Below are 24791 nucleotides of genomic sequence, written 5' to 3' on the forward strand. Positions count from 1 at the left end.
TCAGCCGAGATCGCCGCCAGCGACGGCGAGGATCGAGCCGGTGATGTACGAGGATTCGTCGGACGCGAGGAACAGGATCGGGGCCACCTGCTCGTCGATCGTTCCGTAGCGGTGCATCAGGCTGGACTCCTTGGTCTGGTCGATCACGCCCTGGTACCACTGCGTCTCGATGGCGGACAGCGCGCTGGCCGGTGCCTGGTTGCGCGGCACGCGGCGCGGTGGTGCGTCGGTGCCGCCGGGTGCCGTGGCGTTGATCCGGATGCCATTGCGTGTGTGCTCCATCGCCAGCGACGCGGTCAGCGCGTTCACGCCCCCCTTGGCCGCCGAGTACGGCACCCGGTGCACGCCCCGCGTGGCCACCGACGACACGTTGACGATCACGCCCTGCTGGCGCTCCACCATGTGCGGCAGCACCGCACGGCAGCACCACAGCGTGGGGAACAGCGAGCGGCGGATCTCCGCCTCGATCTGCTGCTCTTCGTAGTGCTCGTAGGGCTTGGCCCAGATCGTGCCGCCCACGTTGTTGACCAGCACGTCGACGCGGCCGAAGTGCGCCAGGCATTGCGCGACCACATGCTGCGCGCCCGCATAGGTTTCGAGGTCGGCCTGCGCCGCGGCGGCCGATCCGCAGGCCTCGCGGATCTGCGCCACCACCTCGTCGACGATGTCCGAGCGGTCGACAGCCAGCACCTGGCCGCCTTCGGCCGCGATGCGCAGCGCCACGCCGCGCCCGATGCCCTGGGCCGCGCCTGTGACCAGCACGACCTTGCCTTGAAAACGAGATTGCGCGCTCATACGGCCACCGCCGTCTGGTTGGGCGTGAACTTCTCGTAGTGGAAGCTGGCGGGCGCAATGCCCTCGGCCTTGAAGTACTTCTGTACGGCGTCCACCATCGGCGGCGGGCCGCACAGGTACACGTCGACGTTGCCGCCGTGCAGTGCCTGCGCAGGCATGTGCTGCGTCACGTAGCCCTGGCGCTCGTGCACCGTTTGCGGGTCCGCCACACAGGTGCCGAACGTGAAGCCCGGGATGCGGCGCGCGTACTCGACCAACCGGTCCACCATCACCAGATCCTGGTCGCGCGTGACGCCATAGATCAGGTGCACGGCTTGCTTCGTGTCCTGCTGCGCGAGCACTTCGAGCATGGACAGGAACGGCGCCAAGCCAGTGCCGCCCGCCAGGAACAGCAGCGGCCGCGTGACGGCCCGCAGGTAGAAGCTGCCCAGCGGGCCGGTGATCTGCAGCGGCTGCCCCGCTTGCGCACTGCCCAGCCAGCCGCTCATGAGGCCACCGGGCACCTGCTTGATCATGAACGTCATGCGCTTGTTGCCAGGCGCCGAGCTGAACGAGTAGGAGCGGTGCTGCCCACTGCCCGGCACGTCGATGTTCACGTACTGGCCGGGCAGGAACACCGGCGCTTCGGCCGGGATGTCCAGCACCAGTTCGTAGGCGGCGTCGCCGAACGGCGTCACCTCGCAGACGGCCGCACCAAAGTGCGCGGTGCCGGTCTTGCAGGCCGTCGACGGCACGGGCACCGAGATGACGCAGTCCGACTTGGGAACCATCTGGCACGTCAGCACCAGCCCTTCGGCTGCCTCGTCGGCCGTCAGCGCCTCGTCGATGTAGTCGTCGCCCATGTCGTAGCTGCCGGCCTCGGCGCGGCACTTGCAGGTGCCGCACACGCCGTCGGAGCAATCCATCGGCAGGTTGATGCGGTTGCGGAAGGCCGCGTCCAGCACCTTCTCGTCGGCGCCGCACTCGACGAAACGGGTCACCCCGTCCTCGAAATTGAGCGCGATGCGGTAGTGGTTGTTCATGGTGTGTCTCCCCGCATTTCAGATGTGATAGATGTCGACGACCTGGCTGATGTAGTCGTCCTTCAGCACGATCTTCTTGCGCGCAATCAGGTAGCCCGCGTCGCCGCCCTTGCGCAGCGTGGCGAAGATCGTGCCGAAGTAGTGGTCGGTCTTCTTGTACCGGTGGCTGAGCGTGTGGAAGTTGTAGCGAACATCGACCTGGTCGCCCCGCTCGGCCAGCACCTCCACATTGGTCAGCATGTGGTTGGTGCGCGGCTCGGGCATGGACGCGCTGGAGCGCTCTGTCTTGATGCGGAACACCCGGTCTTCCAGCCCATTGCGGTTGGGGTAGAAGATCAGCGAGATCTGGCTGTGCGGGTCTTCGGTGAGCTGGTCGTCATCGTCCCAGGCGGGCATCCAGTACTCGACATCCGGCGCGTAGAGCTGGAGCCATTGCTCGAACTCGCGGTCGTCCAGGTGGCGTGCCTCGCGGTACAGGAAGGCGCTGATGGTTGCGAGATCGGCGCTCATGCGGCGCCTCCGATCCGCTGTGCCTGACTGAACGTCGCGCTGTCGGCGCCCGTGCTGCATTCGCTGGGCCGATCCCCGCAAGCGGGGCCCCTCGTCCTCGCGCTCACTTGCAGCGCTCCTTCGCGTTCCTGCTGCAACGCCCTGCGCATGGCCTTGGCCCAGTAGTCGTGCTGGCAGACGAACAGGCCTTCGTCTTCGCTGCGCGCCCCGCTGATCAGGGGCTTCATGCCCATCCTGGTGGCGTTCTCATCTGCGCCCTCGACCCACAGCGGCGCGCCGCGGCTGAGGTCGTTCCACGGTGCTGCCTTGCCGGCGTAGCCGGTCTGGCACGAGCGGAACTCTTCCAGGTCATCGGCTGTGCCCATGCCGGACACGTTGAAGAAATCCTCGTACTGGCGGATGCGCAGGGCACGGTCTTCCGCGCTCTCGCCCTTGGGCGCAAAGCAGTAGATGGTGATCTCGGTCTTGTCCACGCTGATGGGGCGCGTCACGCGGATCTGCGTGGAGAACTGGTCCATCAGGTACACGTTGGGGTACAGGCACAGGTTGCGCGTCTGGCTGACGATGAACTCGGCCTTGCTCTCGCCCAGGCGCTGCTTCAGTTCGTCGCGGCGGCTGTAGACCGGGCGCACTTCGGGGTTCATGGTCTTGGTCCACAACAGGATGTGGCCGTTCTCGAAACCATAGACGCCGCCCACGCTCTTGCTCCAGCCGGCCGCGTCCACGGCCTTGGTCCCGCCCTCAGCGCGGCGGCCCATGGTGGCGGCGTAGTTCCAGTGCACGGAGCTGACGTGGTAGCCGTCGCTGCCGTTTTCCATCTGCAGCTTCCAGTTGCCGTCGTAGGTGTAGGTGGAGTTGCCACGCAGCACTTCCAGCCCATCGGGCGCCTGGTCGACGATCTGGTCGATGATGACGCGGGTCTCGCCCAGGTACTCGTCCAGCGAGGGCACGTCGGCGTTCAGGCTGCCGAACAGAAAGCCTTTGTAGCTCTCGAAGCGCGCCACCTTCTTCAGGTCGTGCGAGCCTTCCTTGTTGAACTGCACCGGGTACTCGGTGGTCTTCTCGTCCTTGACCTTGAGCAGCTTGCCGGTGTTGTTGAAAGTCCAGCCGTGGAACGGGCAGGTGAAGCTGCCCTTGTTGCCGTGCTTCTTGCGGCACAGCATGGCGCCGCGGTGGGCGCAGGCGTTGATGACGGCGTTGAGCTTGCCGTCCCTGCCGCGTGTGATGACGATGGGCTGGCGGCCGATGGTGGTGGTGAAGTAGTCGTTGATCGCGGGGATCTGGCTCTCGTGCGCCAGGTAGACCCAGTTGCTTTCGAAGATGTGCTTCATCTCCAGTTCGAACAGCGCGGGGTCGGTGAAGATGTCGCGGCGGCAGCGGTAGATGCCGGCGTCCTTGTCGTCCTGCAGGGCGCTGTCCAGCAGCTTTTCAACGGCGCCGTAGGTGTCGGGTGATGCGGTCGTGTTCATGGTGAGGTCTCTTGAGGGCGAGGTCCTCCCCCACGACACACGTCGCGGTTCGGAACCTAGGTGGGGTTGGCGGGCTGGCGTGCGCTGCGGCGGCCTGCGCCGCAGCACATCCGCGCTCAGGCGGCCAGGCGGGGGCGGTCGACGATCTGGTTGTCGACGCCCTGGACCAGTGCGCTGAGCCGGATGTCGAACACGATCTCTGCGAACGGCCCGTTCAAGCCTTCGGCCTGGATGCTGGCCGCGTCCGTGCGCTCGACCAGCGGCGGCACCAGGCCTTCGCGCGTGGCGTAGGCGAAGTCATCGAACACCAGAGGGTCGCCGTCGATGTTGATCTGCGTGGTCAGCTTGCGGTGGCCTTCGGCACTCACGAAGAAGTGGATGTGGGCCGGGCGGTTGCCGTGGCGGCCCAGCTGGTTCAGCAGTGCCTGCGTGGGGCCGTCCGGCGGGCAGCCATAGCCCACGGGCACGATGCTCTGGAACTTGTACCGGCCCTGCGCGTCGGTGACGATGGTGCGGCGCATGTTGAACGGCTGTTGCTCGCCGGTGGGGTCGAAGTGCGAGTAGAAGCCCTTGGTGTTGGCATGCCAGACCTCGACCGTGGCGTTGGGCATGGGCTTGCCATTGGCGCTGTAGACCGTGCCGTGCATGACGAGTGTGTGGCCGGCCTTGTCGCTGCCGTCGTCCAGCCGCGCAAAGCCCTTTTCCACCGGTGCGCCGGCCACATACAGCGGCCCCTCGATGGTGCGCGGCGTGCCGTTCTCGACGCCCAGCGCCGCATCTTGTGCATCCATGCGCATGTCGAAATAGCGGTCCAGGCCCAGGCCCGGCGACAGCAGGCCAGCTTCGCCACGCGCGCCGAGCTGGTTCAGGTAGGCCATGCCGGCCCAGTATTCGTCGGACGTGACATCCAGGTCTTCGATGGCCTTGAACAGGTCGGACAGGATGCGGTGGACGACCTTCTTGGTGCGGGCGTTGCCGCCCTCCTGGTTGAGTCCGGCGGCCAGACGCAGGAAGTCCTGGACTTCGGCGGTGTTGAAAATTTGAACGCTCATGGGAGTCTCCGTTTCGTGGGGGGGGTTGAAAGTGGGTCGTGCGGGATGGGCTCGGGGGCGCAGGTGTCCGCTCAGGTCAGGGATGTGGCGGCGGGGCCGACAGTGGTGCGCGTGCGGTCGCGGCGGAAGTGCGCGACACGCTCCTCGTCCAGCGCGATGCCAAGGCCAGGCAGGGCGGGAACGGTGAGGTGGAAGTCCTTGTATTCGAGCGGCCGGGCCAGGATTTCTTCGGTCAGCAGCAGCGGGCCGAACAGTTCGGTGCCCCAGCGCAACTCGCGGAAGGTTGCGAACACATGGGCCGAGGCGATCGTGCCGACCGCCCCCTCCAGCATCGTGCCGCCGTACAACTCGATGTGGGCCGCGTCGGCAATGGCCGCCACGCGCTGGGCGGCCTGCAGGCCACCGGACTGCTCGGTCTTGATGGCGAACACGTTGGCACCGGCCACGCGTGCCAGCGCAAAGGCGCTCTCGGGGCCGACCAGGGATTCATCAGCCATCACCGCGATCGGGTACTTGCCGGTGAGCCGGGCCAGTGCGTCCACGCTGGCCACCGGCTGCTCGACCAGCTCGCAGCCGGCGTCCACCAGGCCCGCCAGCCCGTGCTGGGCGTCAAGCTCGCTCCAGGCCATGTTCACGTCCACGCGCACCGAGGCCGTGTCGCCCAGCGCCTTCTTGATGGCGGCGACATGGGCCACGTCTTCGCGCACCGAGCGGCGGCCGATCTTGAGCTTGAAGATGTTGTGGCGGCGCATTGCCAGCATGCGCTGGGCTTCCTCGATGTCTTTGCCGGTATCGCCAGAGGCCAGGGTCCACGCCACCGGCAACCGGTCACGCAGGCGCCCGCCGAGCAGCTCCGACACCGGCAGGCCCGTGCGGTGGCCCAGCGCGTCAAACAGTGCGGTCTCGATCGCGCACTTGGCGAAGCGGTTGTCGCGGAAGGCGGTGTGCAGTCGGTCCATCAACGCCGGAACGCGGTTCGCGTCCGCGCCGATGAGCTGGGGGGCGAAGTAGGTGTCGATGGCCAGCTTCATCCCCTCGGGCGATTCAGCGCCGTACGCCAGGCCACCGATGGTCGTGCCCTCGCCGATGCCCACGGTGCCGTCCGAGCAGCGGATGCGCACAAGCATCAAGGTCTGGCCGTCCATGACGGCCATGGACAGTTTGTGCGGACGAATCGTCGGTAGATCGACCAGCATCGTCTCGACATGTTCGATGCGGACGAAGCCGGCGGCGGCTTGGTGACAGGCAGTATGTTGCATGGGCTGTATTGGACGACTGCAGTCGTTTTCCAGCCAACACCGAATTCATCTGATGCGATACCTATTAGGTATCATGTGGCCGTTTTCTTTTGAAGAACAACCACTTGGAGCGCACCCTACTCGAGAGAGTATGGTTTTCCCCTATGGATTTGCGTCAACTCCGGTACTTCGTGGCGGTGGCCACCACCAAAAACTTCACGCGTGCTGCGGAGCTGATGCACATTGCACAGCCCCCACTCAGCCGCCAGATCCAGTTGCTGGAAGAGGAACTGGAAGTACAGCTCATCCTGCGCAATAGCCGCCCGGTGCGCCTGACCGAGGCCGGCAGGTTGTTCTACGAACAGTCGCTGCAGGTGCTGCACCGGGTCGACCAGATGAAGAACACGGCGCGGCAAGCAGGCCGCAACCACCGGCAATCCATTTCCATCGGCTACGTCCCCTCCACCCTCTATGGCGGGCTGCCCATGCTGGTGCGGATGTTTCGCCAGCGTTACCCCGACACCGACGTGCACCTGGTCGATCTGGGGTCGATCCAGCAGATCAGCGAGCTCAAGTCGGGTCGCATCGACCTGGGCTTTGGCCGCATTCGAACCAACGACACGTCAGTGGCGCGCACGGTGCTCCGCGAGGAAAGGCTGGTGCTGGCCATCCCGCCAGCCTGGCCGTTGGCGGCTTCCAATGGACCGGTGAACCTGGAGGACCTCGATCATCCCAAGCTGATCGTGTTCCCGAAAGAGCCACGCCCCAGCTTTGCAGACCATGTGCTGGGCCTGCTGCATGAGAGAGGCATCAGCCTGGCCGAAGTCCAAGAGGTGCGCGAGCTGCATGCCGCGTTGAGCTTGGTCGCCGCAGAGGTGGGGCTGTGCATCGTGCCGGTTGCCTCGCGGCTGCGCTCGGACCTCGTCTACCGGCTGATCGCAGACGAGAAGGTGACATCGCCCATCATCCTCAGCCACCGGCTCAACGACGACTCGTGGTACGTGGTGGCGATCAAACAGCTCATCGTCGAGATGTATGCGCAAAAGCCACCGTGGCTGGACTTTTAGACCGACGCCGTTCCATCGGGTCTGGCGCCCGACAAGGCTAAGGGCTCGTCACCTGATGCCGGTGGCGAACTGGGCGGCTGAGCAAATCGTTCAAAGCGGGTGTGGGCGACGCGGCCTACGGTAGCGCCGCCGCCGCGCAGGCCACCGTCAAGCTGGTGCCGCTGCCGGTGGTCTGGCAGGCCACCACGCGCCCGCTGGCGGTGTCCTGAAACCATGCCGTCGTGGCGGCGCCGGAGGCCGCGCCCACCGGCTGCAGGGCCGGCGTCACGCGCACCTGCGATTGAGCCGGCGCTTGCCAGCCCAGCGTGGCGGCAGCGGCCACGGCGACGACGCACGCAGCGCCTGCGAGAGAAATAGACAGCTTCATACGGGGCAGCTCCAGGGTTGGGTTCAAACAGGGTAGATCAGCGAATTGAGCACGAGCTCGCTGTCGTAGATGCACAGGCGGCTGCGCAGTCGCAAGCCCGCTGCCGTGCGCACAAACTCATCGACATAGCGGCCCACGTTGTAGACCTCGCTGATGCCCCCCGGCTTGGTGCGGAACACGGCGTAGTGGGTCTGCGCGCGGATGTCGCCGCCATGCTCTTGCAGCACTTGCGCCGGGCTCAGCACATGGCGCGTGTAGTGGGGCTGGTGGTAGATGGTCTGCGTGATGCCGTAGACCCGGTCGCGCAGCATGCCCTGGCTTTCCAGCGCGATCAGCGCCAACGGCAGGCCCCGGTCGAAATTCTCGCGCGCCTGCACGGTGTAGCGGCAATCCGGCACGAACAGCTCGGTCCAGGCGTCGAAGCGGCGCTCGTCCAGGGCGGCAGCATAGGCGGAGTTGAACTGGTCGATCTGGTGGTGCAGCAGCAGGCTGGCCAGCGCCGCACCATCGGTGTGGTCGGCGGCGGTGTCGGCGCCGTCGGCTGTCATGGGTTCACCACCTTGCGCCAGTAGGCGTACATGCTGCGGATCAAGGTCTCTGTCACCATGTGCTCGGTCGCCTCGGTGCCTGTGCCGCCCAGCTCGCACAGCGTCTCGCCGCCCTCGCCCCACTGGCGAAAACCGGCCTGGCTGAGCTCGATCACCTCACCGTCGTCGGCGCTCACGAAACCGGCCGGCCCGAACAGGTTGGCCTGGCGCAGGCGGCGCTGCGTCATCTCGGGCGTGTCGTCGGCAAAGCCGAAATGCGTCCACACGAAATCGAAGCTGTCCGGCCCGCACGGCACGATCTGCCGCGTGCTGAGCGAGTTGACCTGCTGCTGCACGATGACACCTGGGAACAGCGTGATCATCGTCACCGTGGGGTTGATCTCTTGCCCCGGCCGCGACGGGTCCGGGATCTTCCACCACGGCTCGGCCACCACGTCGAGCAGCCGGTCGTCGTGCAGCGTCATGCCGGCCTTGAACGAGGTGACGCCGACCGTCACGGCAGCCGCCGCCGGGGCACTCTCGTCGCGCCGCGAGACCATCACCGCGTGCCGGCCGTGCGCGTCCATCACCATGCGGCTCTTCTGGTCGGCGCGCCACAGGCCGAAGGTGACGAACCAGGTGTGCAGCAGGCCCGGGTGGTAGGGGTCCTTGATGTTCTCCATCATCAACTTCCAGTTGCCCGGAATGCGCTGGCGGTTGTAGCCCAGCAGCGTCAGCTCTCGTGCGCCATCGGGGCCCTTGAAGATGCGGTCCAGCCAGGGCACGACGGCCGGGCCGAAGTAGTCTTCCAGTGGCTCCACCTCGTCGGAGAAGCTGGCGAACACCAGGCCGTGTAGCACGCCCACCTTCAGCCGCGTGAGGCCATGCGCGCGCAGATCGAAATCGGCCGGCATGCCGCCCTGCACGCTCTCGCCTTCCGCGCCTGTGGCCTTCACACCGTCCTTGAATGGCAGGCCGGCCAGCTCACCGTTGAGCTTGTAGGTCCACTGGTGGTAGGGGCATACGAAGCTGCGCGCATTGCCGTGCGGCTGCTGGCAGAAACGCACACCACGGTGGGCGCAGCGGTTCTCCACCACGCGGATGCCGTGGTCGGTGGCGCGCTCGCGTGGGGCCACGCGGTCGCGCACCAGGATCACCTGCCGCTCACCGATGGTGGTCAGCCGGAAATCGCCGACGTTGGGGATCTCGGCCAGCAGGCCGACATAGCTCCAATGCGCGCCGTAGAAGATGCGGTCGAGCTCGCGCTGGTAGAGCGCCGGGTCGGTGTAGGCCCAGAACGGCACGCGGCTGCTGCCGGGACGGCTCCAGCGCGCGAGGGGTTGCGCCGCGTTCATGCGAGGTCTCCTTGGCTTCAGTGTTCGTGGCCCGCTGCGTGCGCCACACCCCGCCGTGCGGTGCGCTCAGGAGGCGCGGGCCGTCTCCTGCTCGGCCTGGCGCTTGGCGCGCCAGGCGCCGTAAATGGCCAGCGCGCCGGGGATGAAGATCATCGCCCAGATGATCTTGTCCAGGTTGGCCTTGACCCACGGCAGCCCACCGAGGAAGTAGCCAGCCGTGCAGATGCCCACCACCCAGATCACCGCGCCCACCACGTTGTAGGTGGTGAACTTGACCCGGCCCATGGCCGCCACGCCGGCCACGAAGGGCGCGAACGTGCGGATGAACGGCATGAAGCGCGCGAGGATGATGGTGATGCCGCCATAGCGCTCGTAGAAGGCGTGGGCCTGGTCGAAGGCGTTCTTGTTGAAGAAGCGCGAGTCTTCCCACTGGAACACCTTGGGCCCGAAGTAGCGGCCGATGCTGTAGTTGCACTGGTCGCCGAGGATGGCGGCCACCAGCAGCACGCCGATGGCGATCGGCAGGCTCATGAGGCCGGCGCCGCACAGCGCACCCACCACGAACAGCAGCGAATCACCGGGCAGGAAGGGCATCACCACGACACCGGTTTCCACAAACACGATCAGGAACAGCAGGGCATAGACCCAGGGGCCGTAGTCGCGCACGAAGGCCTCCAGGTAGCGGTCCACGTGCAGGATGAAGTCGATCAGAAAGCTGGCAATTTCCATGCGGCGCATTATCGGGGCCGGCCTGCACAGATCCATGACAGGCGGGCGGCCGCGAGGTTTTGCTAGCATGGATGCATCCCGGCAGCGGCCCCTGCGCCCCTCCACGCCGAGACCTCCCGCCTTCTTCGCCATCCCCCTGCGCCCATGCCACACACCTGCCCGGCCTGCCAGACCGAGAACCGGATCGGCGCCAGATTCTGCAAACGCTGCGGCACATCGTTGACCGAGGCGGCGCCCACCGTCGTCGCCGCTGCACCCGAGACCCCGGTGGAGTGCCCGGCCTGCGGGCACGCCTGCGCGCCGGGTGCTCGCTTTTGCAGCCTGTGCGGCGTGCCCCTGCGCGCCTCGGCGATGCCCGAGGGGCCCACGCCGGCGCCCCCCCCGGATGTGGCTGCCGAGCCGGCGGCCCTGGCCTCACGCCTGGGCGGCGTCGCGCTGGCCGTCTCGCTGGCGCTGCTGCTGATCGCGGGCTGGTTCTGGTCGACCCAGCGTGGCAGTGCGGCCCCGGGCGCGGGCGCCGCACCAGCATCGGCGCCGGCTTCCGCGCAGGCGCCCTCGTCCGGCCTCTCGTCGGCATTGCCGCCGCTCACGCTGGAAGTCATCGCCGAACCTGTCGCGCCGTCGGCCGCGCCAGTCGCGCCTGCACCGGGCACGCTGCTGGTGGCGCCGGTCGCGACCGCACCATTGGCGGCACAGGGCCCGGCGGCCGCCGTCACCTACCCGGCCACCACGTCGCCGCTTGCGACCGTGCCCGGATCTGCGCTCGCGCCCGCCTCTGCGGTGGCGCCCGCCCCGACTCTCGCGCCTGCGCCTGCTTCCGCGCCAGCGGCGGCCGGGGCCGGCCCGGCGCAAGGCACGTCAGCGCCGCGCCCGCCAGCGGCAGCACGGACAGCGCCGCCCGCGCGGGTCGCGCGTGCGCCTGCCGGCCCTGAGCAGGCCTGCGCGACCAGCAGCACCTTCACCCGCCCGTTCTGCGTCAGCGTGCAATGCATCAAGTCGCAGTTCCGCGACCATCCGAGTTGCGTGCGGCTGCGCGACCAAGAGCGCCAGCGCCTGGAAATCGAGCGCGCCAACGGCACCGACGGCTGACCGCCACCTTCCCTTTTCCAGATCGCCCCCACCACCATGCTTTCGCAACAAATCAAGGACAGCGGCACGCTGCTGGACAGCATCGACGCCCTGCGCAACTGGCGCGCCGTGCTGCTGCTGCTGGTGACGCTGGTGGCAGCGGCCATGGTCATGGGCCTGGGCACGCTGTTGGCCGATGTCGGCTACGTGTTCGTCGCCATGTTCGCGCTGGCCGCCTATGCCGTGCTGTTCTACGGCGCCAACGCGGTCGGCATCCTGCTGATGGACGAAGCGCGGGGCCGGCCCTCGCTGTCGATGCTGGACGCCATCGGCCAGTCGCTCGCCAGCTCGCACCGGCTGATCCTGGTCTACCTGCTGCTGGCGGGGGTGTACCTGGCCGGGCTGGTCCTGCTGGCGCTGGTGCTGGTGGTCTGCAAGCTCCCCATCCTCGGCCCGATCCTGTACGCGGTGGTGTTTCCGGTCTCGGTGCTGGTGGCCGGCGTGGCCCTGTTCGCACTGCCAGTCGTGGTGTTTCCGCTGTCGGCGCCCGCCGTCTGGAACGGCGCCAGCGCCATGGAATGCGCCACCCAGCTGGTCGCGATTGCGCGCCGCCGGCTGCTGATGGTGCTGGTGCTGATGCTGGCCGTGGCCTTCATCGCCGGCATGGTGGGCCTGCTGCTCGGCGCGGTGCTGTTCACCGGCGCCGCTGTCACCGCCGGTGTCTCGGCCCCCATCCTGGGCAGCGCCGATGCCATGGCGATTGGCAGCATGGGCGCCTTCGGCATGGGCAGTGCCGGCCCCTATGCGACTGCGGCCGGCCTGGGTGGCGGCGTGCTGTTTGCGGCGGCCTGCACGCTGCCGGGCCTGGTGTATCTGCAAGGTGTCAGCATGGTCTACCTGCGGGCCATCGACGGGCTGGACCTGGCGTTCGAGCAGGCTTTCGTCGACGCCCATCTGACCGTCGCGCGCGACAAGGCACGCGCGATGCAGGCGCAGGCACAGGCCCGCGCCCAGCAGGTGGCCGAGCGCGCGCGCAACGCCGCTGCGGCTGCCGCAGCGCCGTCGGCCGAGCCCGGCCCGGTCGAGCCCGCCACGCCCGCGGACACGCCCGAAGCCCCTACGCCCGTGCTGTGCCCGCAATGCGCCACCCCGGTGCAGCGCCGGGACACCTACTGCGCCGCCTGCGGCAGTTATCTGAAATGAAACCCCCACGCTCATCGCTTCGCGTATCGCTGCCCCCCGAGGGGGCGCTCAGTGGCTTCGGGCGGCCGGGCGCTCACGACATGAAACCCCCACGCTCATCGCTTCGCGTATCGCTGCCCCCCCGAGGGGGCACTCAGTGGCTTCGGGCGGCCGGGCGCTCACTGATATGACCGACTCGCCCCGCGTGATCCGCGAACTGCCCGATGAACTGATCAGCCAGATCGCCGCCGGCGAGGTGGTGGAACGCCCCGCCTCGGTGGTGCGTGAACTGGTCGACAACGCGCTGGACGCGGGCGCTCGCCAGGTCGTGCTGCGCCTGTCGGCCGGTGGCGTGCGCCTGATTGCGGTGGAGGACGACGGCACCGGCATGGCCGCGGCCGACCTGCCGCTGGCGCTCAAGCGCCACGCCACCAGCAAGATCGCCAGCCTGCTCGACCTGGAGACCGTGGGCACCATGGGCTTTCGCGGCGAGGCTCTAGCGGCCATCAACTCCGTCTCTGACATGACGGTGGCCTCGCGCCCGGCCGACCAACCGCTCGCCATGCAGCTGGACGGGCAGACCGGCGAGATCCGGCCCGTGGCGCGCGCCGTGGGCACCACGGTGGAGGTCAAGGAGTTGTTCTTCAGCACACCGGCGCGCCGCAAGTTCCTGAAGACCGATGCGACCGAGCTGGCGCATTGCATCGAGGCCGTGCGCCGCCACGCGCTCGCGCGGCCCGATGTGGGCTTTGCCATCTGGCACGAAGGCAAGCTGGTCGAGCAGTGGCGCGCCTGCGCCGATGGCGACGATGGCGGCCTGCTGCAGCGCCTGGCCGATGTGCTGGGCGATGATTTCAGCGAACGCTCGGTGGCCGTGGACTACACCTCGCCCGCGGCGCGCGAGGGCGGCGGCCCGGCCATCCGCGTGCGCGGGCGGGCCGGCATTCCCGACGCCGCGCGCGCCCGCGCCGACCACCAGTTCGCCTACGTGAACGGCCGCTACGTGCGCGACAAGGTGCTGGGCCACGCCGCCCGTAGCGCGTATGAAGACGTGCTGCACGGCCAGCGCCAGCCGGTGTATGCGCTGTACGTGGACATGGACCCGGCGCGCGTGGATGTGAACGTGCACCCGACCAAGATCGAGGTGCGCTTTCGCGACAGCCGCGAGGTGCACCAGGCCGTGCGCCGGGCCATCGACAACGCGCTGGCGGCCCCGCGTGCCGGCCAGGCACTGCGGCCGGCCGGTATGGCGGCGCCATCCTCCGGGCCGTCCGAGCCGTCAGCGCTGCCCGCGCCAGCCGCCCCTGCCATGCGTGACTGGCGCCAGCCGGCCATGGCCTTCACCGATCGGGCCGCACCAGCGCCGGCCCTCGCGGCCTGGGCGCCGCGTGCGCCCACCACCGACCACGTGGCCGAGTTGCGGGCGCTGTGGGGCGCAGGCGACGGTGGTGAGGGCGTGGCCGCTGCCGCGCCGCTGGTGACGGCCCTGCCGACGATGCCTGCTGCTGCGCCCCAGCCGGCGCCGGTGGGCGCTTCGTCTGCCGCATCGCCCGCGTCCGCTGCCTCATCCGAGGACGCCTGGCCGCTGGGCCGCGCGCTGGCCCAACTGCAGGGCATCTACATCCTGGCCGAGAACCGCCAGGGCCTGGTCGTCGTCGACATGCACGCCGCGCACGAGCGCATCGTCTACGAGCGGCTGAAGGCCCAGGCGGCCGACGCGGCCATGGCCAGCCAGCCGTTGTTGATCCCCGCCACCTTCGCTGCCACGCCGGCCGAGCTGGCCACGGCCGAGGGCCATGCCGACACGCTGTCGACGCTGGGCCTGGACATCGCCCCGTTCTCGGCCCGCACGTTGGCGGTGCGCGCCGTGCCTGCCAGCCTGGCCCAGGGCGACGCCGTGGCGCTGGCCCGCAGCGTGCTGGCCGAACTGGCCCAGCACGACGCCAGCGGCGTCGTCGAGCGTGCGCGCAACGAGCTGCTGGCCACCATGGCCTGCCACGGCGCGGTGCGCGCCAACCGACGGCTGACGCTGGACGAGATGAACGCACTGCTGCGCCAGATGGAGGCGACGGAGCGCTCGGACCAGTGCAACCATGGCAGACCCACCTGGCGCCAGATCAGCGTGCGCGAGCTGGACCAGCTGTTCCTGCGCGGCCGGTGAGCCGTGGCCAGACCGGCGCACCGGCACGCGCCAGGGGCCAGACGAACCGAAGGCCCGCAGGCCCGATGGCCGATGGCCGATGGCCGATGGCCGATGGCCCGAATGCTCAAGTGTCGGCGGTGCCCCGGCTGGCCTCGTTCCTGCTTTACTTTGCGGCAATGAACTTGTGGGACTGAACCGGAATCTGTGCAAGCCATGCGACGCTTTTCCCTCCTGGCATCTTTTGTCTCTGCGCTGGCGCTGGCCGGCGCCATGGTTGGCTGCAGTGCGCTGGACGAGCGCCAGCGCGATTGGATCTTCCAGCCCGGCGACCGCAGCTGGGGCGGCAGCGCCGCGCAGGCCGAGGGCATGGACGAGGTGTGGATCGACTTCCAGTCGCGCGCCTCGGGCCACCCGGTCCGCCTGCACGGCCTGTGGCTGCCCGCCAGCGCCGCAGCCGATGCCGGTGAGCCAGGCCCCGCGCCGGTGCTGCTGTACCTGCATGGTGCACGCTGGAACGTGAAGTCCTCCGCGCCACGCATGCGCCGCATGCAGGACCTGGGCTTCTCGGTGCTGGCCATTGACTACCGGGGCTTCGGCAAGAGCACGCGCGAGCTGCCGTCCGAGGAGCGCGCCTTCGAAGACGCTCGCGCCGCCTGGGACTGGCTGGCACAGCGCTACCCGGACCGGCCGCGCTACATCTTCGGCCACTCACTGGGCGGCGCCGTCGCGATCGACCTGGCGGCCAAGGTGAAGGACGAACGCGGTGTGCTGGTCGAAGGCACGTTCACTTCGATCCCCGAGGTGGTGGCCAGCATGAAATGGGGCTGGCTGCCGTTCGGGTGGCTGATCACGCAGCGCATGGAATCGGTCAACAAGGTCGGCGCCATCGGCTCGCCGCTGCTGGTGGTGCATGGTGCCGACGACCAGTTGATCAAGATCGACATCGCCCGCAAGTTGTTCGACGCGGCGCAACAGCCCAAGGCGTTCGTGGCCGTGGACGGCGGCACGCACTACAACACCATCGACCGGGCGCGCACGCACTACCGAGCGGCGCTGCAGTCTCTTTTTGGTTGGCCTACCCGTCAGATTGAACAGGGTGCCGAGTAGCCGTGCGACAACACCGCCCATCCTTCGCTCGAAAAGTGCCCTAAAAGCCTTCTAGTTTCCTTACACGGGCAGCGCAAATTCCCATAATGTGCGGTTGCTCCGTGACACACAAGAAGGAAACGCCGTGCACATCATCCCGCTGGCCCGAACGGCCCTCTCCAAAAACTCTGTGCGGCTGAACCCGGGGAAGGCGCCATGAACGGCCTGCGCAGCATGCGCATCGGCGCGCGCCTGGGCCTGGCATTCGGCGTCATCCTGCTGATCATTGCGGCCAGTGCGGCCGTCGGCGTCTGGCGTCTGCAGTCACTGGCCCACTCGGCGCAGACCTTGGGCACGGTGGACAGCGAGAAGCTGCGCCTGGCCGAAGTGTGGCGCCTGAATATCGAGCTGAACTGGGGCCGCACGCAGTCCGTTCTGCTCGACTCGGACACGCGGCGCATCCCTGCGCTGCAGGTGCTGATGGACAAGACATCGGCCAATGTCACGACCCTCAGCGGCAAGATTCGCGAGCTGGCCCAATCGGACGACGAGAAGGCGCTGCTGGCCGACATCAACGTGCGGCGTGAAGCCTACCGCGGCCCACGTTCCGATCTCATCAAGCGCCGCATCGCCGGCGACGACGTCGCCGCCCTGGTGGAGACGAACCTGCGCCCGCTGGCCAACGCCTACGACGCCTCGATCCAGCGGTTCGAGCAACGCCAGCGCGAGATCTACGACGCCGCGCTGGCCGAGACCGCGGCCGCTGCAGTCACCGGCGAGGCCATTCTGATCGGCTGCGGCATTGCCGCGCTGCTGCTGGGCCTGCTGTTCGCGGTGCTGATCACGCGCTCGATCACCGGCCCGCTGCACCAGGCTGGCGGCGTGGCCCGCCGCATCGCCGACGGTGACCTCACGGACGACAGCGTCGTGCAGGGCCGCGACGAAGCCGCCGACATGTTCAAGGCACTGAAAGACATGCAGACGCAGCTGGGCACGGTGGTGGCCAACGTGCGCCGCAACGCCGATGGCGTGGCCACGGCCAGCGCGGAGATCGCCCAGGGCAACAACGACCTGTCCGGCCGCACCGAGCAGCAGGCCTCGGCCCTGCAGCAGACGGCCGCCTCGATGGAGCAACTCAGTGCCACCGTCAAGCAGAACGCCGACAACGCTCGCCAGGCCAACGCGCTGGCCACGAACGCCTCGAGCGTGGCGGTGCGCGGTGGCGACGTGGTGGCCCGCGTCGTGGACACGATGAAGGGCATCCACCAGAGCTCGGACAAGATCTCCGACATCATCGGCGTGATCGACTCGATCGCCTTCCAGACCAACATCCTGGCGCTGAACGCAGCGGTGGAAGCCGCCCGCGCCGGCGAGCAGGGGCGCGGCTTCGCGGTGGTGGCCACCGAGGTGCGCAGCCTGGCAGGACGCTCGGCCGAGGCTGCGCGCGAGATCAAGGGCCTGATCAGCGCCAGCGTGGAACGCGTGCAGCAGGGCACGGCGCTGGTCGATGAGGCCGGCACCACGATGCAGGAGGTGGTGACCGCGATCCGCCGGGTCAACGACATCATGGGCGAGATCAGCGCGGCCAGCGGCGAACAGAGCGCCGGTGTCTCTCAGATCGGTGAAGCCATCACGCAGATGGACCAGACGACGCAGCAGAACGCCGCGCTGGTCGAGCAGTCGGCCGCCGCCGCCGACAGCCTGCGCCATCAGGCCGAGCAGCTGGTGCAGGCCATGGCCATCTTCAAGCTGAGCGGCGACAGCGGGCTGGTCGCCACGCCGCGCGCCGCGCCGGCCCCGGCGTTTCGCCCGAGTGCGCCAGCGGCACTGCGCACGGTGGCGCCACCGAAGATCCGCCCGGGGGCAGCGCCTGCAATCGCCAACCGCGCCGCCCCAGCCGCGCTGGACAAGCCGCGCGCATCGGTAGCAGCCACCGCCACCGCCCGCAGTGCCGCGCGGCCAGCGCCCAGCGCTGGCCCCGCCACCAAGGCCCTGCCGCCCGTGCGCAAGCCCACTGCAGCGCCCGCCAAGGCTGCGGTGGCAGCCACGCACGACGGCGACTGGGAAAGCTTCTGATTCCCGGCCTGGCGACGCCTCGCCCTGGGCCACTCCACTTCGACCACCCGCTTGCGTGCCGAGACACCCCACCCGACCCATGACCCTGCCGATCCGTTCCAGCGCCGTGCGCGCTCTCGTTCCCGTCGTCCTGGCCGCCCTGATGGCCGGCTGCGCCAGCATCCCCGAACCGACGCCCACGCCGCGCAAGGAGATCGCCTTCGGCCTGACCGAAGACCTCGAGCTGATCAAGTTCAACACCGGCCATCCGCAGCAGATCCTGGAGCGCAAGCCGGTCAAGGGGCTGACGCCCGGTGACCGGCTGATTGGCATCGACTTTCGCGTGGCGCGCGGCGTGCTGTACACGCTGTCGCACAACGGCCAGCTCTACACGCTGGACACGACCACCGCCGAACTGAAGAAGGTCGGCAGCGGCACGCCCGGCGCGCCGATGGCGGTGGCCGGCTTCGCGCTGGCGGGCACGCAGTACGGCTTCGATTTCAACCCAGCGGCTGACCGCATCCGCGTGGTCAGCGACACCGGCATGAACCTGCGCCTGCACCCGGACACCGGCATGGCCGTGGACGCCGACCCGGCGCAGCCTGGCATGCAGCCCGACGGCACGCTGACCTACGCGGTGGGCGACGCCAACGCCGGCAAGAAGCCCAGCGTGATCGCGGCGGGCTACACCTACAACAAGACCAACGAGAAGATCACCACCAACTACGCCGTCGACCGCGATCTGGGCGCGCTGGTGATGCAGGGCTCGATCGAAGGCGAAACGCCGGTCGTCTCGCCCAACACCGGTGCGCTTCGCACCGTCGGCCCGCTGGGCCTGGCCGGGCTGCGCGATGTGTCGTTCGACATCGCCGACCTCTCCAACGCTGCGTTCGCTGTGGTGCGCACGGCGCAGGATCTGCGCGCGCGGCTGTACCTGGTGGACCTGAAGACCGGCAAGGCCACGGTGCTGGGCACGGTCGGCAATGGCCGCCCTCTGCTGGGCCTGGCGATCGAGCCGTAGGTAGAGAACAACCCCCTGCGCGGCTTCGCCGCTTCCCCCTTCTGCTGCGCGAAGGGGGACGCACCCAGCGGCCTGGCAGAGCCAGTTCCGCGGGTGCCCTGGCCGGGCTGGCCTGCGGGCTTGGGAGGTGTGGCTTGCGATCTAGCTGCTTGGACTCGGGTGGCACACTGCGCGGGTGACAACTGACTTTAAATGGATCGGCCTGGCCGGGCCCACGGCTTCGGGCAAGACGGCGGCGGCGCTGGCGATTGCAGAGCGGCGCGCGGTGGAGATCGTGAGCGTCGATTCGGCGCTGGTCTACCGTGGCATGGACATCGGCACCGCCAAGCCGACGGCGGCCGAGCTGGCCGCCGTGCCGCACCACCTCATCGACATCCGCGACCCGCTGCAGCCCTACAGCGCGGCCGAGTTTGCGGCCGATGCACAGCGGCTGGTCGGCGAGATCCGCGCGCGCGGCGCGTTGCCGCTGCTGGTGGGCGGCACGATGCTGTACTTCAAGGCGCTGGTCGACGGCCTGGACGACATGCCGCGGGCCGACGCCAGCGTGCGCGCAGCGATCGAAGCGCAGGCGCAGGCGCTCGGCTGGCCGGCCCTGCACGCCGAGTTGGCGACCGTGGACCCTGTCACCGCCGCGCGCCTGGCACCGGGCGATTCGCAACGCATCCAGCGCGCGCTGGAAGTGCACCGCGTGAGCGGCCGGCCGCTGTCGTCGTTCCATTCGCAGCGCCCGCGCGGTACCCTGGCCGGGCAACTGATCTCGCTGGAGCCGCAGGACCGCGCCTGGCTGCACGAGCGCATTGCCCAGCGCTTCGACGCGATGCTGGCAGGCGGCTTCGTCGACGAGGTGCGGGCGCTGCGCGCACGCGGCGACCTGCACCCTGACCTGCCCTCCATGCGCTGCGTGGGTTACCGCCAGGCGTGGGAGATATTGGATGGCCTCGGCGACGCCGCGTCTGCGGCCGGTGCGCCGTTGCCCGCCGCAGCGCTGGCCATGCTGCGCGAGCAGGGCATCGCCGCCACTCGCCAGCTGGCCAAACGGCAGCTGACCTGGCTGCGCTCCATGGCGCAGCGTGAGGCCATCGCCTGCGACGCGCCGGACGCCCTCACGCAGGTGCTACAACGCGTGGGATGCAGTTAGCTCCCACCCTCGACATCCAGTCCCTCGCCAGGCGTTATGGCGACACCGAAGTGTTCCGCAACGTCACGCTCGCCGTGCAGCGCGGCGAGTTCGTCGCCATCGTCGGCGAATCGGGCGTGGGCAAATCTACCCTGCTGAACTGCATGGCCGGGCTGGACCACTGGGACAGCGGCACGGTGCGGCTGGCCGGCGAGGACCTGGCCGGTCTGTCCGACGACGCCCGCGCGCTGCTGCGCCGGCGTGCGCTAGGCTTCGTGTTCCAGGCCTTCCATGTGCTGCCGCATCTGGACGTGGCGCAGAACGTGGCGCTGCCGCTGATGCTGCTGGGCCAACGCGACACAAAGGCCGAGGTCACGGCGATGCTGGACGCCGTGGGCCTCGCCGGCCTGGGCGCGCGGCTGCCGCAGCAGTTGAGCGGCGGCCAGCTGCAGCGCGTGGCGATTGCGCGCGCGCTGGTGCACCGCCCGGCCCTGCTGCTGGCCGACGAGCCCACGGGCAACCTGGACCCCACCACCGCCGCCCGCGTGCTGGACCTGCTGGTCGGCCAGGTGCGGGCGACCGGCGCATCGCTGGTGCTGGTGACGCACTCGGTGGCTGCCGCTGCCCGCGCCGACCGCACCCTGCACCTGACCAGCGAAGGCATCGCCGATGCCGCAGTCTGAACGCCGCGCGCCGCTGGGCGCGCTGCTGGCCACGTTCTCGTGGCAGGAACTGCTGCACCACCCCTGGCGCAACGCCGCCGCTGTCCTGGCGGTGATGCTGGGCGTGGCGCTGGCGTTCTCGGTGCAGCTGATCAACGCCTCGGCACTGGACGAATTCGCCAGCGCCGTGCGCGCCGTCAACGGCCAGCCCGACCTGGAGCTGCGCGCCGTGCAGGGCGGCTTCGACGAGGCGCTGTACGGCCGCGTCGCCACCCACCCCCAGGTGGCGCTGGCCAGCCCGGTCCTGGAGCTGCAGACCCTGGCGCAGGCAGCCGATGAGGGCGGCAAGCGCCAGCCGCTGCGCGTGGTGGGTGTGGACGCGCTGCTGGTCGCGCGCGTGGCCCCTGCCCTGCAGCCGGTGCCCACGGCTGGGCAGGCCGATGCCAGCGCCGCGCTGTTCGCGCCCGGTCAGGTGTTCCTGAACCCGGCCGCGCGCCAGGCGTTCGGCGACGCCACCACGCTGCGCCTGCAGCAGGGCCTGGCGCTGCAGACGGTGCGCGTGGCCGGCACCGTGGCGGCCGGCGGCGGGCCCTTGGCGGTGATGGACATCGGCGCCGCGCAAGAGCTGTTCGGCCGCGTCGGCGAGCTCACACGCATCGATTTGCGGCTGGCCGAGGGCGCCGACCCGGCCGCGCTGCTGCGGGCGCTGGCATTGCCGCCGCAAGTGAGTGCCCAGGTGCCGGGCGACGATGCACAGCGCGTCAGCAACCTGTCGCGCGCCTACCGGGTGAACCTGACGGTGCTGGCGCTGGTTGCGCTGTTCACGGGCGCGTTTCTGGTGTTCTCGGTGCTGTCGCTGTCGGTGGCGCGGCGGGCGCAACAGTTCGCGCTGCTGGGCGTGCTGGGTCTTTCGGGGCGCGAACGCCAGCAGATCGTGCTGGGCGAGTCGCTGGTGCTGGGCGTGGTCGGCAGCGTGGCCGGCATTGGGCTGGGCACGGCGTTGGCGGCGGCGGCGCTGCGGCTCTTGGGTGGCGACCTGGGCGGCGGCTACTTTGCAGGCGTGGCGCCGCGCCTGCAGTGGCAGAGCGGCGCAGCGGCCATCTACGGCGCGCTCGGCGTGGCGGCCGCGCTGGCCGGCGGCTGGTGGCCGGCGCGGGCTGCGCAGGCGCTGCCGCCGGCGCAGACGCTCAAGGGCCTGGGCGCGCCGCTGCACACCGGCGGCAGGCAGCTGGCCAGTGCGGCGCTGCTGGTGCTGGGTGCAGCGTTGGCGCTGCTGCCGCCGGTGTTCGGCCTGCCGCTGGGCGCCTATTTCTCGGTGGCGCTGCTGCTGGTGGGCGGCATCACGGCACTGCCGGGCCTGATCGCGCTGCTGTACGACCGGCTGGCGCCGCGCGTGGCCGGCCGCCTGCTGCCGATGCTGGCGGTGGAGCGCGCGCGCCGCGTGCGTGAGAGCGCGGCCGTGGCCGTCAGTGGCGTGGTCGCCTCGCTGAGCCTGGCGGTGGCGCTGACGGTGATGGTGGCCAGCTTTCGCGATTCCATGATCGGCTGGCTGGACGTGGTGCTGCCGGCCGATCTGTACCTGCGCGCAGCCGCAGGCGGCACCGGCAGTGGCGACACGGTGTTCTTCTCGCCCGAAACGGTGGCCGCCATGGCCACCGCGCCCGGCGTGGCCCGTGTCTCCACCACGCGCCAGCGGGCGCTGCAACTGGCGGCCGGCCAACCGGCCGTGCAGCTGCTGGCGCGCCCGCTGGACGACCCGGCCACCAGCCTGCCGCTGGTGGGGCCTGCGCTGCCGGTGCCGCCGGGCATGCTGGGCGTCTACGTGAGCGAGCCCATGGTCGACCTGTACGGCGCCCGGCCAGGTACGACGATGGACGCGCTGGGCGCCGCGTTTCCGCAAGCGCTGGTGCAGGGGCAGGCGCCGACGCAAGCCCAGGCTCCGGCTCCGGCTCCGGCTCAGGCTCAGGCTCCGGCATCGGCTTCGCCTTCGGCTTCGGCTTCGGCTCAGCCTCACGCGCCGCGCTTCTTCGTGGCCGGTGTCTGGCGCGACTACGTCCGCCAGTTCGGCGCGGTGGTCATTGCGCAGGCCGATTTCGAGCGCCTGTCCGGCGACCGGCGCGTCAACGACGTCGCCCTGTGGCTGGCGCCGGGTGCCGACCTGGCCGACCTGCAGACGCGCCTGCGCGCGCTGGTGGAGGTGCAGTCGCCCGGTGCCGGCGCCCTGCTGGAGTTCGCCTCGGTGTCCGATCTGCGCGCCACCTCGCTGCGCATCTTCGACCGCAGCTTTGCCGTCACCTACTGGCTGCAGGCCGTGGCCATCGGCATCGGCCTGTTCGGCGTGGCGGCCAGCTTCAGCGCCCAGGTGCTGGCGCGGCGCAAGGAGTTCGGGCTGCTGGCCCACCTCGGCCTGACACGGCGCCAGGTGCTGACCGTGGTGGCCGGCGAAGGCGCGGCCTGGACGCTGATCGGCTCGATCGCCGGGCTGGGGCTGGGGCTGGCGGTCTCCGTCGTGCTGGTGCACGTGGTCAATCCGCAGAGCTTCCACTGGACGATGGACCTGCTGCTGCCGTGGGGCCGATTGCTGGTCTTGTGTGGGGCTGTTGTGGCAGCCGGTACGCTCACGGCCTGGGTGTCGGGCCGCGCGGCCGCCGGTCGCGACGCGGTGCTGGCCGTCAAGGAGGATTGGTGACTACGGGACACAGACAGTCGCGCGGCTTCGTGCTGCGCGGGGCAGTGGGCATCGTGGCCTTCTGGCTGGTCGTCATGGCCGGCCTGTACTGGGCGATGGAACGCTGGCAGCAGCCGCGTGCCGCGCGCGTGACGGCCAGCGGCGCGCTGGTGATCGAGCGCCACACCGACGGGCATTTCCGCGTGGCCGGCGCCGTCAACGGCGAGCCGGTGATGTTCCTCGTGGACACCGGAGCGAGCGTCGTCAGCGTCAGCGCCGCGCTGGCGCAGCGCGCCGGCCTGTCGGGCGGCGAGAGCGCCACGTTTCGCACCGCCAACGGCGTGCGCACCGGCCGCATGGTGCGCGCCGACAGCGTCAGCCTGCAGGGCGGGCTGGCCGTGACCGACCTGCGCGTGGCCACCGGCCTGGGCATGGGGGACGACGCGCAGGCGCTGCTCGGTCAGAACTTCCTGCAGTACTTCGACGTGGAGATGGGCCGTGAACGCATGGTGCTGCGGCCGCGGGGCGGGTGAGGCGCGCGCAGCGTTGGAGGGCATCGCCCGACCGTGTATCGTCCACGCCTTCATCGATTCGACGAACGCAACATCCCGTGACCTGGCTGTCCACCGCCCTGCGCCGTATCGAGGCCGACCTGCAACGCAGCGCCGATACGCACCTCATCCCGCTGCCGCTGCCCGTGTTCCACGCCGCCGGCATTGACCTGTACCTCAAGGACGAATCCACGCACCCGTCCGGAAGCCTCAAGCATCGGCTGGCCCGCTCGCTGTTTCTCTACGCGCTGGTCAACGGCCACGTGCGCGAGGGCACGACGATCGTCGAGGCGTCCAGCGGCTCCACGGCCGTCAGTGAGGCGTATTTCGCGCGGCTGCTGGGCCTGCCCTTCGTGGCCGTGGTGCCGCGCAAGACCTCGCCCGAGAAGCTCGCGCAGATCGCGTTCTACGGCGGGCGTTGCCATTTCGTCGACCATGCGGACGAGGCCGACGACGAAGCCTGGGCGCTGGCGCGCGACTGCGACGGCCACTACATGGACCAGTTCACCAACGCCGAGCGGGCCACCGACTGGCGCGGCAACAACAACATCGCCGAGAGCATGTTCCAGCAGATGGCGCACGAGCGGCACCCGGTGCCGGCGTGGATCGTGGCGGGCGCCGGCACCGGCGGCACCAGCGCCACCATCGGGCGCTTTGTGCGTTACCGCGGCTACGCCACGCAGCTGGCCGTGGTCGACCCGGAGGGCTCGGTGTTCGCGCAGTACCACGCAAGCGGCGATGCCGCGCTGACGTCGCAGGGCTCGCTGATCGAGGGCATCGGGCGGCCCTGCGTGGAGCCCAGCTTCATCCGCTCGGTGGTCGATCGCATGGTCGAGGTGCCCGACATCGCCTCGGTGGCGGCGATGCGCGTGCTGTCGAAACTGCTGGGCCGACGCGTCGGCCCGTCCACCGGCACCAACTTCGTCGGCATGCTGGTGCTGGCGCACGAGATGCATGCGCGCGGCGCGCACGGCTCGGTGCTGTCGCTGCTGTGCGATGCGGGCGAGCGCTACCTGCCCACCTTCCACGACCCCGACTGGGTGGATGCGCACATCGGCGATTGCACGGTGGCGCAGCAGGGCATCGAGGCCCTGCTGGAGGGCTGAG

21 protein-coding genes and 1 pseudogene are annotated in these 24791 nt (G+C 69.5%); 12 read left to right on the plus strand and 10 right to left on the minus strand.

The genetic code is table 11. The features are described 5' to 3' along the window. The 6 genes and pseudogenes from benD to AC099J_RS25575 form a co-directional block, all read right to left on the minus strand. The gene (gene benD, locus AC099J_RS25550) at window positions 1–795 is read right to left on the minus strand and encodes a benzoate diol dehydrogenase BenD (protein WP_479618107.1); all 795 of its coding nucleotides are present in this window, start codon (window positions 793–795) and stop codon (window positions 1–3) included. After that, window positions 792–1817: a benzoate 1,2-dioxygenase electron transfer component BenC gene (gene benC / locus AC099J_RS25555; protein ID WP_479618108.1), complete on the minus strand. Its 1026-nt coding sequence runs from the start codon at window positions 1815–1817 to the stop codon at window positions 792–794. Before benC ends, benD begins: the two co-directional genes overlap by 4 nt. An 18-nt stretch (window positions 1818–1835) precedes the next feature. Next, window positions 1836–2327: a benzoate 1,2-dioxygenase small subunit gene (gene benB, locus AC099J_RS25560; protein WP_479618109.1), complete on the minus strand. Its 492-nt coding sequence runs from the start codon at window positions 2325–2327 to the stop codon at window positions 1836–1838. Window positions 2328–2437: 110 nt separating this feature from the next. Next, window positions 2438–3796, minus strand: a pseudogene (locus tag AC099J_RS25565) (Rieske 2Fe-2S domain-containing protein); the annotation flags it as partial. A 116-nt stretch (window positions 3797–3912) separates the two neighbouring features. After that, entirely contained in the window at window positions 3913–4848 is a 936-nt protein-coding gene (catA, locus tag AC099J_RS25570; RefSeq protein ID WP_479618110.1) for a catechol 1,2-dioxygenase, read from the minus strand. Between the two features lie 71 nt (window positions 4849–4919). After that, window positions 4920–6107, minus strand: coding sequence for a muconate/chloromuconate family cycloisomerase (locus AC099J_RS25575; protein WP_479618111.1), 1188 nt, complete (start codon window positions 6105–6107; stop codon window positions 4920–4922). Window positions 6108–6250: 143 nt separating this feature from the next. Here AC099J_RS25575 and AC099J_RS25580 point away from each other — a divergent pair, with 143 nt between their 5' ends. Continuing rightward, the gene (locus AC099J_RS25580) at window positions 6251–7153 is read left to right on the plus strand and encodes a LysR substrate-binding domain-containing protein (protein WP_479618205.1); all 903 of its coding nucleotides are present in this window, start codon (window positions 6251–6253) and stop codon (window positions 7151–7153) included. 115 nt (window positions 7154–7268) lie between these two features. Here the strand turns inward: AC099J_RS25580 and AC099J_RS25585 are convergent, their stop codons facing one another. From AC099J_RS25585 to AC099J_RS25600, 4 genes are all read right to left on the minus strand, one after another. Then, window positions 7269–7520: a hypothetical protein gene (locus AC099J_RS25585; protein ID WP_479618112.1), complete on the minus strand. Its 252-nt coding sequence runs from the start codon at window positions 7518–7520 to the stop codon at window positions 7269–7271. 23 nt (window positions 7521–7543) lie between these two features. Next, the gene (locus AC099J_RS25590; RefSeq protein WP_479618206.1) at window positions 7544–8017 is read right to left on the minus strand and encodes an aromatic-ring-hydroxylating dioxygenase subunit beta; all 474 of its coding nucleotides are present in this window, start codon (window positions 8015–8017) and stop codon (window positions 7544–7546) included. 47 nt (window positions 8018–8064) lie between these two features. Then, on the minus strand, window positions 8065–9402 hold the full coding sequence (locus AC099J_RS25595; protein ID WP_479618113.1) for an SRPBCC family protein: 1338 nt from the start codon (window positions 9400–9402) through the stop codon (window positions 8065–8067). 66 nt (window positions 9403–9468) lie between these two features. After that, the gene (locus tag AC099J_RS25600) at window positions 9469–10131 is read right to left on the minus strand and encodes a DedA family protein (protein WP_479618114.1); all 663 of its coding nucleotides are present in this window, start codon (window positions 10129–10131) and stop codon (window positions 9469–9471) included. 144 nt (window positions 10132–10275) lie between these two features. Between AC099J_RS25600 and AC099J_RS25605 the strand changes: the two genes are divergently transcribed. The 11 genes from AC099J_RS25605 to AC099J_RS25655 all read left to right on the plus strand — a co-directional run bounded on the left by AC099J_RS25605 (window position 10276) and on the right by AC099J_RS25655 (window position 24790). Beyond that, window positions 10276–11220 (plus strand): zinc ribbon domain-containing protein, encoded by a 945-nt coding sequence (locus AC099J_RS25605; RefSeq protein WP_479618115.1) that lies wholly within the window; start codon window positions 10276–10278, stop codon window positions 11218–11220. Window positions 11221–11256: 36 nt separating this feature from the next. Continuing rightward, window positions 11257–12402: a zinc ribbon domain-containing protein gene (locus AC099J_RS25610; protein ID WP_479618116.1), complete on the plus strand. Its 1146-nt coding sequence runs from the start codon at window positions 11257–11259 to the stop codon at window positions 12400–12402. 166 nt (window positions 12403–12568) lie between these two features. Next, a complete protein-coding gene (gene mutL / locus AC099J_RS25615; protein ID WP_479618117.1) occupies window positions 12569–14542 on the plus strand; it encodes a DNA mismatch repair endonuclease MutL in 1974 nt (657 codons plus the stop codon). Between the two features lie 195 nt (window positions 14543–14737). Beyond that, window positions 14738–15631 (plus strand): alpha/beta hydrolase, encoded by an 894-nt coding sequence (locus tag AC099J_RS25620; RefSeq protein ID WP_479618118.1) that lies wholly within the window; start codon window positions 14738–14740, stop codon window positions 15629–15631. 195 nt (window positions 15632–15826) lie between these two features. After that, a complete protein-coding gene (locus tag AC099J_RS25625) occupies window positions 15827–17686 on the plus strand; it encodes a methyl-accepting chemotaxis protein (protein ID WP_479618119.1) in 1860 nt (619 codons plus the stop codon). Window positions 17687–17765: 79 nt separating this feature from the next. Continuing rightward, on the plus strand, window positions 17766–18686 hold the full coding sequence (locus AC099J_RS25630) for a DUF4394 domain-containing protein (RefSeq protein WP_479618120.1): 921 nt from the start codon (window positions 17766–17768) through the stop codon (window positions 18684–18686). A 175-nt stretch (window positions 18687–18861) separates the two neighbouring features. Further along, a complete protein-coding gene (gene miaA, locus AC099J_RS25635) occupies window positions 18862–19824 on the plus strand; it encodes a tRNA (adenosine(37)-N6)-dimethylallyltransferase MiaA (RefSeq protein ID WP_479618121.1) in 963 nt (320 codons plus the stop codon). Continuing rightward, entirely contained in the window at window positions 19815–20486 is a 672-nt protein-coding gene (locus AC099J_RS25640) for an ABC transporter ATP-binding protein (RefSeq protein ID WP_479618122.1), read from the plus strand. Before miaA ends, AC099J_RS25640 begins: the two co-directional genes overlap by 10 nt. Then, entirely contained in the window at window positions 20473–23154 is a 2682-nt protein-coding gene (locus tag AC099J_RS25645) for an ABC transporter permease (RefSeq protein ID WP_479618123.1), read from the plus strand. The genes AC099J_RS25640 and AC099J_RS25645 overlap by 14 nt, the downstream gene beginning before the upstream one ends. Next, window positions 23151–23666: a retropepsin-like aspartic protease family protein gene (locus tag AC099J_RS25650; RefSeq protein ID WP_479618124.1), complete on the plus strand. Its 516-nt coding sequence runs from the start codon at window positions 23151–23153 to the stop codon at window positions 23664–23666. Before AC099J_RS25645 ends, AC099J_RS25650 begins: the two co-directional genes overlap by 4 nt. Before the next feature lie 77 nt (window positions 23667–23743). Continuing rightward, complete coding sequence (locus tag AC099J_RS25655) at window positions 23744–24790, plus strand: PLP-dependent cysteine synthase family protein (protein ID WP_479618125.1); 1047 nt, start codon at window positions 23744–23746, stop codon at window positions 24788–24790. The last annotated feature ends 1 nt before the right edge of the window (window position 24791 follow it).

Source organism: Rhodoferax sp. RT4P68 (genome assembly GCF_056521305.1).